This window comes from Chryseobacterium sp. HMWF035 (assembly GCF_003094695.1).
Lineage (GTDB): Bacteria > Bacteroidota > Bacteroidia > Flavobacteriales > Weeksellaceae > Chryseobacterium > Chryseobacterium gambrini.
In genome coordinates this window covers 1-7,122 of sequence record NZ_QEHP01000037.1, presented here as the reverse complement: position 1 = coordinate 7,122, position 7,122 = coordinate 1, and the positions used below count along the sequence as shown (strand labels likewise).

General features: G+C 32.7%; 9 protein-coding genes. 1 reads left to right on the top strand and 8 read right to left on the bottom strand.

Annotated elements, in window-relative coordinates; all coding sequences use genetic code 11:
* Positions 1-172: 172 nt before the first annotated feature.
* The 4 genes from DD829_RS06265 to DD829_RS06250 form a co-directional block, all read right to left on the bottom strand.
* Positions 173-865, bottom strand: a complete 693-nt coding sequence (locus tag DD829_RS06265) for a hypothetical protein (RefSeq protein ID WP_123906821.1) — start codon at positions 863-865, stop codon at positions 173-175.
* Positions 866-1,047: 182 nt separating this feature from the next.
* The gene (locus DD829_RS06260) at positions 1,048-1,800 is read right to left on the bottom strand and encodes a hypothetical protein (RefSeq protein WP_108411425.1); all 753 of its coding nucleotides are present in this window, start codon (positions 1,798-1,800) and stop codon (positions 1,048-1,050) included.
* Positions 1,784-2,320: a hypothetical protein gene (locus DD829_RS06255; protein ID WP_108411424.1), complete on the bottom strand. Its 537-nt coding sequence runs from the start codon at positions 2,318-2,320 to the stop codon at positions 1,784-1,786. Before DD829_RS06255 ends, DD829_RS06260 begins: the two co-directional genes overlap by 17 nt.
* Complete coding sequence (locus DD829_RS06250) at positions 2,320-2,634, bottom strand: hypothetical protein (RefSeq protein WP_108411423.1); 315 nt, start codon at positions 2,632-2,634, stop codon at positions 2,320-2,322. The genes DD829_RS06255 and DD829_RS06250 overlap by 1 nt, the downstream gene beginning before the upstream one ends.
* A gap of 279 nt (positions 2,635-2,913) precedes the next feature.
* Between DD829_RS06250 and DD829_RS06245 the strand changes: the two genes are divergently transcribed.
* Entirely contained in the window at positions 2,914-3,756 is an 843-nt protein-coding gene (locus DD829_RS06245; RefSeq protein ID WP_108411422.1) for a tyrosine-type recombinase/integrase, read from the top strand.
* 179 nt (positions 3,757-3,935) lie between these two features.
* Here DD829_RS06245 and DD829_RS06240 read toward each other — a convergent pair whose 3' ends face one another.
* From DD829_RS06240 to DD829_RS06225, 4 genes are all read right to left on the bottom strand, one after another.
* On the bottom strand, positions 3,936-4,745 hold the full coding sequence (locus tag DD829_RS06240) for a helix-turn-helix domain-containing protein (RefSeq protein ID WP_076390770.1): 810 nt from the start codon (positions 4,743-4,745) through the stop codon (positions 3,936-3,938).
* A gap of 10 nt (positions 4,746-4,755) precedes the next feature.
* Complete coding sequence (locus tag DD829_RS06235; RefSeq protein WP_165796739.1) at positions 4,756-5,235, bottom strand: manganese efflux pump; 480 nt, start codon at positions 5,233-5,235, stop codon at positions 4,756-4,758.
* 79 nt (positions 5,236-5,314) lie between these two features.
* A complete protein-coding gene (locus DD829_RS06230) occupies positions 5,315-6,061 on the bottom strand; it encodes an SDR family NAD(P)-dependent oxidoreductase (protein WP_108411420.1) in 747 nt (248 codons plus the stop codon).
* Between the two features lie 636 nt (positions 6,062-6,697).
* Positions 6,698-6,877, bottom strand: coding sequence for a SymE family type I addiction module toxin (locus DD829_RS06225; RefSeq protein WP_108411419.1), 180 nt, complete (start codon positions 6,875-6,877; stop codon positions 6,698-6,700).
* Positions 6,878-7,122: the final 245 nt, after the last annotated feature.

The following is a 7,122-nucleotide window of genomic DNA, read 5'->3' as shown; positions in this document are numbered from 1 at the left end:
GCATATCTTTGTTTTTCATGAGGTGTTTTGTTTTTCAACCTCTAAAGTAAATCTTTTAGAGTACTAATACCTCATGTATTTTGTCGAGTTCACGTTAATTAGGTTTAGCGAATCTGTTGCCTTTGTTTGGGTTGAAAATAGGTTAAGGACAACAATTAATAAAATCGTTGCCTTAAATTTCATCTTGAGTAGATTTAATAATTTCTGATTCGTTCCAAATTTTATTATAAAACTCTATGAATGATTTGCCTTGTTCTCCATAACTGCTAACATTAAATACAAGACTATTTCTTATTTCCATTCCGAAATCAGCTAAGACCCATACAGTAGTATCCAGAATTACAATGGAAAAATTTTGATTGTTTTTGGATGAAATATTTTTCAATTCAATTTGATTGTGAAATCTTGATGTTATTTCTTCAATGTTTTTTTTTGAAATTTGGTCAATGTTATTAGTATTTATAATTATCCTCGCTTTAGAATCCAGTTTAATCGTATTTAAAAAACTTTTTAGAAAGAATAGATTTTCAATATTTGAATTAGGTAAATAAATACTTGCTTTATATGCAAACCTATTTCGTTTCAATTGTTCTACAAATGCAATGTGATTTTCTGAGGGAATAAGAGAAACACTTGCCACTTTGTTCTCTTTACTTATCTCCAACTGTTCTTCAATTCTCGTTAATCGTCTGGTAATAAACTGTAATGCGTAACTTATTATGCCCACAATAATAAACGTCTGAGAGAATGCGGATATTAGCGAATAGGAAATCTCATTGAGCCTCAGAATATAAGGTATGACAACAAGATAGATGCCTACGACAATCAGCATCATTGGAATTAATTTATTTGAAAATTTATTCATTATTATATGATTTTATTTTGATAGTCTCAATATTGCTGCCAACACGGGCTTGGCGAAGGTGGCGATTTTCACCACAAATGTTGATGCGGAAAACCAAACTTTAATTAACCACAAATGTGTCTGCGGAGCACCGAACCGCCACTTTTGCCAAACCCGTGTTGGCAGTAGTTTTTCTTCCTGTTTTAGCCATAAATTAAAATATGTAAACCGATTAAACAGGGGTATGTTGCAGGAAATGTCAAAATGAAATCATTAAGACCCATAAGTAAGGATGTACCTAAGTGGAAAGTAAACATTAGTGTTAATGAAATTAGTAGAACGTCTATTTCTGGAATTAAAAAAGAAAATGGAAAAGATACCATTAAGAAAATAGGTGAATACGTAAGTATTTTATTTATGTTTTTATGCTTTTTCAAGGCAGTTGAAAAGGTCTCCGAGCCATAGGTGTAATTGTTAAGGATATTAGCTAAAGCATCGCCTTTTCTCCAATAACTTGACATTAATTTACACATTCCCGATGTGAAATATGAAATGATAACCTGAACAGAAATAAAGGTTACGGCATATTGATATGATGCTTCCTTGTCTAACAGTGAGCATAAAGCTAATATTCCAAAACAGATTAGCCTTAATTGGTCAGAACCGTCTCTTCCAATAGTTTTGATTTTATATGCATAACCGATAAGTAGAAAAACACACCATAAACATAATTTTGTTAAAAAAGGTAATTCAAAAAAAACTGAAGCGATTAAGAATATTGAAAATAGTACTTGCAAAACCAGTATCAAAGTTGCTTTTGCAAAGTTGCCAAATTGCAAGTCACTACTTTGTGTAATGAATTGAAGTTTAAACTGTCTTAATGACAATAGTTCCAATCCATTAATGATTGAACATATTCCTAGAAGGATGCAAGTGAAATTATATAGCGTTTCCAATATTTATACTATGTTTTTTGGATAAGAAAATTAATTCTAAATTTCTCTCATTGTTAAATCCTGTCGTAGAAACGATAGCAAACTGTCTAACAACTGAAATATTAGGTTTTTTTTCATTCATTACAATTTGAAGCAAAACAAGATATGACCAAGAAAATTGAACCAATTCTTTTTGTTTACATTCTGTATATTCTCGAATTAAATTTTGAATTAGGTCAATAATAGCTTTCTGAAAATATTTGTTTGGATTCCAAATGAAATCAAATCTCCTTGTGTGTTTAAAACCCATATCAATTTCTATCCAATCAGTCTTTTTGTCTAATTGGTCATAATCGCAAAATATTAATCTATAATCAGATGTGCCTGGTATCGGGGCAAAAAATGACCAGTTAGGAAGGATACCAACCAAGTCAATTTTGGTTAATACCTTCCTAAAGCGGTCAAATTGGAATAATGCACTCCCGATAGTAAATAGAACAATGAGCGATATTATTGAATATTCAATGATATTGCCCCACATTATTGTACTTTATTTCTAAGTTCAATAAGTTGTTCTAATGTAAGGGTGTCTTGGGTGGCACTACTTTTTAAATTTTGCATTAGTTCAGCAGTCTGTTCGTCTGTCAATGCGTCAATACTTGCATTAGCTCCAAGAACTGCGTCTGCTACTCTGCTTACAGCTTCAGCAGCAACAGCAGCACCAACTGCTCGTCCAACTGCTGCTGCTGCTGCACCTGGCCAAGCCATAGTTCCTCCTTGAGCTCTCGTTTCTTCGATTAAGAAGTCTAATGCTGCGATTTCCGCTTTTGTCAACTTTGGTGTTTGATTTTTCATTTTTCGATTACTTAAATGTTAGTGCTTACTCTATTCGGTTTTCAGCATCCCCGTTTTTTATGTCTTGTCCATTTCGTTAGTGTCGCTCTTTAAAATTACTGCCAACTCTCTAATTTACGCATTGCATCAAATTCACATTTATAACATGCGTCCATTCATTTTATAATCAAATCAATAATATTGATTAAACTACTGATTTAAAGCTTGTAAAGTGTATTTTTTTGAGGTTTTATTTTTTTTGTATGGGTGAAGTTTTATATATTTGATGAAAACTTAACCATGGAAATTATTTCACTTGTAGATTCTTACAAAGAGAAATTAATTATTCAAAGATACAGTTCATCGTCTGTAAAAAACTATTCAAGTGCTCTTCAGAATTTTTTGAATATGGCTTCTCAAAAGTATACAGATCCGCTTGATATTTCTTTAGAAGATGTTGAAAAATTTATCTTTTGCAAAATTAATAAGCATCATATTTCTGCATCGCATCAAAGCATTATTCTTTCAAGTATTGCTAAATTTTACAAATTATTATTTAGTAAGGATATCAATCTTAAGCATCTTTATCCTAAAAGAAGAGAAGCAAAGCTCCCTAAATTTCTTACCCGCAACGAAGTAAAAAAGATTCTTGAATGTACCGAAAATATAAAGCATAAAGCTCTCCTCACTACAATTTATTCATGTGGTCTAAGATTAAGTGAAGTTCTGGAATTAAAAATATCAGATATAAAATCTCAGGAATCTGTTCTTTTAATCAGGCAGGGAAAAGGCAAAAAAGACAGGATTGTAAATCTCTCTCCCAAATTGCTGGAATTATTGAGAGTTTATTTTAAAATGTATCAGCCGAAAACGTATTTGTTTGAAGGTCAAAATACAGAACAATACTCAAAAAGAAGTGTGCAGCAGGTATTTAAAAACTCTTTGAAAAAGGCAAACATCAGTTCTCTCGCAACTGTTCATACATTGCGCCATTCTTACGCAATGCATCTTTTAGAAAACGGTACAGATATCAGAATAATTAAAGAACTTTTAGGGCATAATGATATTAAAACCACAGAAATTTACACTCATATTACAGATATTTCTAAAAGTAAAGTAAAAAGTCCTTTAGATTACTTGTAAAAAACCGCTCCACAAAAGCAGAGTAATTCTCACTGATTAAAACGATAGCTGAGTTCTGTGTTTTGCGATTATTTACAATTCATGAACGGTAATAATCAGTTTGTTTCTCTTCTGCTGAATATTGACTGTTTTTCCTTTACCGATGTCACGGATTGCAAATCCGCGCTATAGGGTTTTTGTTAGCTGTGGTCTTTTTCTATTTCTGAAGGATTTATTCCAAATTCTGCTTTGAAACTTCTTGAAAAATGTGAAAAATTTACGAAGCCAACATCGTCATAAATTTCGTTGGGCTTTTTACCTTGTTTTGATATTAAAAAATGGGCTAAATCTAATCGTTTTTTAATAAGCCATTTGTTAGGGGTCTGGTTGAAAATTTCCTGGAAGTCTCTTTTAAATGTTGAAATACTCCTGCCGGTGAGTTTTGCAAATTGCGCCAACGGAATATTGTGCATATAATTTTTGTTCATATACGCTTCCAACTCAATTTTAAAATCGTCTTCAAAATTGAAAAGTAAATTTTGAATTGTGGTATACCGAAGCAAAAGTTCAATAATCTCAAAAGTTTTAATAGTCGCTAAATTATTGGTGAGTGCCTCTTGATTTTCAAAATAAGGAAGCATAGAATCGAAAAACCCTTTTAAAAATGGGTCGGGTTGAAATATAAAATTAGGTTTTCCTAAATAATTTCCTTTTGGTAAAATATGGTGTTCTTTTGAATAATTATACAACGTTTCTTTGGGTAAAAAAATGCTGATACTCATAAAGGGCTTATTGTCTTGAGGGATTTTTTGGGTTTTTACTAATTGATTTTTTGATACAAAACCAATATCGCCTTTGTTATACTGATAGATTTCTATTCCGTCGTTAATTATCATTTTTCCATTTAAAATACAAACCAAAGCGTGGTCTTGAACAAAAGGTTCAAAATTTTTTTTCTCTTGCGATGTGCAAGAAAACAAAATATTAATTCGGGTTCTATCTTCAATCATTATTTCAGAATTATGATTTTAATTGTTCATAATAAATTGTCGCTCTTTCTTTTGAAAAATAATCGATTACGGCAAAAGCCATTCCGAATAAGATTAACGAAATAGCGATTGCTTTTAAATTTACATTTTGTGTAAAGTAAAGCAAGGCAATGGCTATTAGAAAACAAGCCAAACTAATAGCGATGGACATTGGGTATAAATATTGAAAATCATCTACACGTTTAATTTCGGCATTTATAAATTCTTTTGGGCTTTGCTCATATTTTTTCGCAACTTCTTGCTTTTGTTTTCCGTTGGAACAAATCATATTTGCACCTGTTATAGAAAAAAATATACCTATAACCAACATTGGAATCAGCAATGCTTTTGCAGTTGGCGTATTCCCTAAAAAGTAAAATAGTGAAGCCGTTAAGATTAAAAATAATCCAAATGCGAGGATAAATTTTCCCTCAAATATTTCTCCGTTATACCAATTTATCGTGTTTTGCATTATATCCATTTTTATTATTTTTTAAATAGAAACGGCTGTCTCTTTTCAGACAGGCAATTTAGGACTTTATTTATTTTGATTATTTTGCATTATAACCACCGTCAATACTCAATACAGTTCCTGTCATAAAAGGATTTTCGTCTGAAGCCAAAAAGAAAATTCCTTTTGCAATATCTTCCGGTTCACCTAAACGTTTCATCGGGTGCAATGCTTCAATTCCCGAAACATCATAAGTTCCCGAAGCAATTGCATTTTTCAAAATATCGGTTTTAATTGCTCCCGGTGCAACTGCATTTATACGAATATTTTTGGTAGCATAATCCAATGCTCCTCCTTTGGTTAAACCCACAACGGCGTGTTTAGAAGCGTTGTATTGAGCCGTGCTTACTAATCCGTTCAAACCTGCTATGGAAGCAAGGTTTACAATAGTTCCGCCACCTGTTTTCAACATTGCATTAATGGCGTGTTTCATTCCGTAATAAACACCCATTACATTAGTTTCCAGCATTTGTTTCAATTCGTCCGACTCGGTATCAGCCAATAAAGCATTTCCTAAAGAAACTCCTGAATTGTTCACGATAGAATCTAATTTTCCAAATTTTTCTACCGTTTTATCGATTACGTTTTTAACTTGTTCTTCCTGCGTTACGTCCAAAGGAAAGAAAGTTACTTCTGTACCTTCTTTTTTAAATTCTTCCAAAACTTCCGTTTCTTTGTTCGCATTTCTACTTGTAATAACAACATTGTATTCATTTTTTGCAAAATGTAAAGCCGTTGCTTTGCCAATACCTGTTGTTCCACCTGTGATAATTACTGTCTTTGCCATTTTATTCTATTTTAAAATTATTTAACAAAATTAAAACAGCTTCAATGATATTGTTTTTCTTTAAAGTTCAAATTGTTTTTCTGTGAGGTTTGGAACAGTGTTTCGGTAAAATCACAACCAACGTCTAAATTTACGTATTGCATCAAATACCGATGTCGCGGATTTGCAATCCGTGACTTTAATTTGCTTGCAAATCTGCGCTATCGTGTTCTCCGTTAGTTCCAAACAAGGTTGTTTTACACTTCCGGAGTACTCCGGAGGTCTTGCGCAGTTTGTGGGAAATCAAATGCAGTTGCAGGAGATTACAAACAAGGTTGTTTTATACTTCCGGAGTACTACGGAAGTCTTGCGCAATCTGCGGGAAAGCAAATGCAGTTGCAGGAGATTACAAACAAGGTTGTTTTACACTTCCGGAGTACTACGGAAGTCTTGCGCAATTTGCGGGAAACCAAATGCAGTTGCAGGAGATTACAAACAAGGTTGTTTTATACTTCCGGAGTACTACGGAAGTCTTGCGCAATCTGCGGGAAAGCAAATGCAGTTGCAGGAGATTACAAGCAAAGTTGTTTTATACTTCCTGCAAACGCCGGAAGTCTCGCGTAACCTGCCAGAAACGAAATGCATTTTTGGATTGTACTATTTCACAACAGTAATGGTAAGCTTCTTTTTCTTTTGCTGAATGTGTACGGTTTTTCCTTTTCCGAAACCGAGTTCATCAAGCCATTTTCCTCTGAGCCTTATTTCCGGAACGATGATGAGTTGATTGCTGCTTTTCTGAAATCTTGAATGGATTTTAAGTTTTCTTGAATTCATCATGATGTGTTGTTAAATGATAAATTTGGTTTTGGTTATTTGTTTTTACATTTTTCTGGCTGTACAGGAGGAAGCTGTAAAAAGACCTGAACTTCCTGCCTATACAAACCAAGGGTATATGATAAATTGTGTTTTTAATCTCTAAATAAGCAATTGATTTTATATTAAATGCTTTTATTCGACAAATATAACAAAAAATCACAATACTGGCATATATCCCAATAATATTTATTTTTTATAAATGCAAT

Coding starts and splice junctions, on each gene's coding strand:
- DD829_RS06250 (WP_108411423.1), bottom strand. CDS start 2,634: ATGAAAAATCAAACACCAAAGTTGACAAAAGCGGAAATCGCAGCATTA.
- DD829_RS06235 (WP_165796739.1), bottom strand. CDS start 5,235: ATGCAAAACACGATAAATTGGTATAACGGAGAAATATTTGAGGGAAAA.
- DD829_RS06225 (WP_108411419.1), bottom strand. CDS start 6,877: ATGATGAATTCAAGAAAACTTAAAATCCATTCAAGATTTCAGAAAAGC.
- DD829_RS06240 (WP_076390770.1), bottom strand. CDS start 4,745: ATGATTGAAGATAGAACCCGAATTAATATTTTGTTTTCTTGCACATCG.
- DD829_RS06230 (WP_108411420.1), bottom strand. CDS start 6,061: ATGGCAAAGACAGTAATTATCACAGGTGGAACAACAGGTATTGGCAAA.
- DD829_RS06245 (WP_108411422.1), top strand. CDS start 2,914: ATGGAAATTATTTCACTTGTAGATTCTTACAAAGAGAAATTAATTATT.
- DD829_RS06255 (WP_108411424.1), bottom strand. CDS start 2,320: ATGTGGGGCAATATCATTGAATATTCAATAATATCGCTCATTGTTCTA.
- DD829_RS06265 (WP_123906821.1), bottom strand. CDS start 865: ATGAATAAATTTTCAAATAAATTAATTCCAATGATGCTGATTGTCGTA.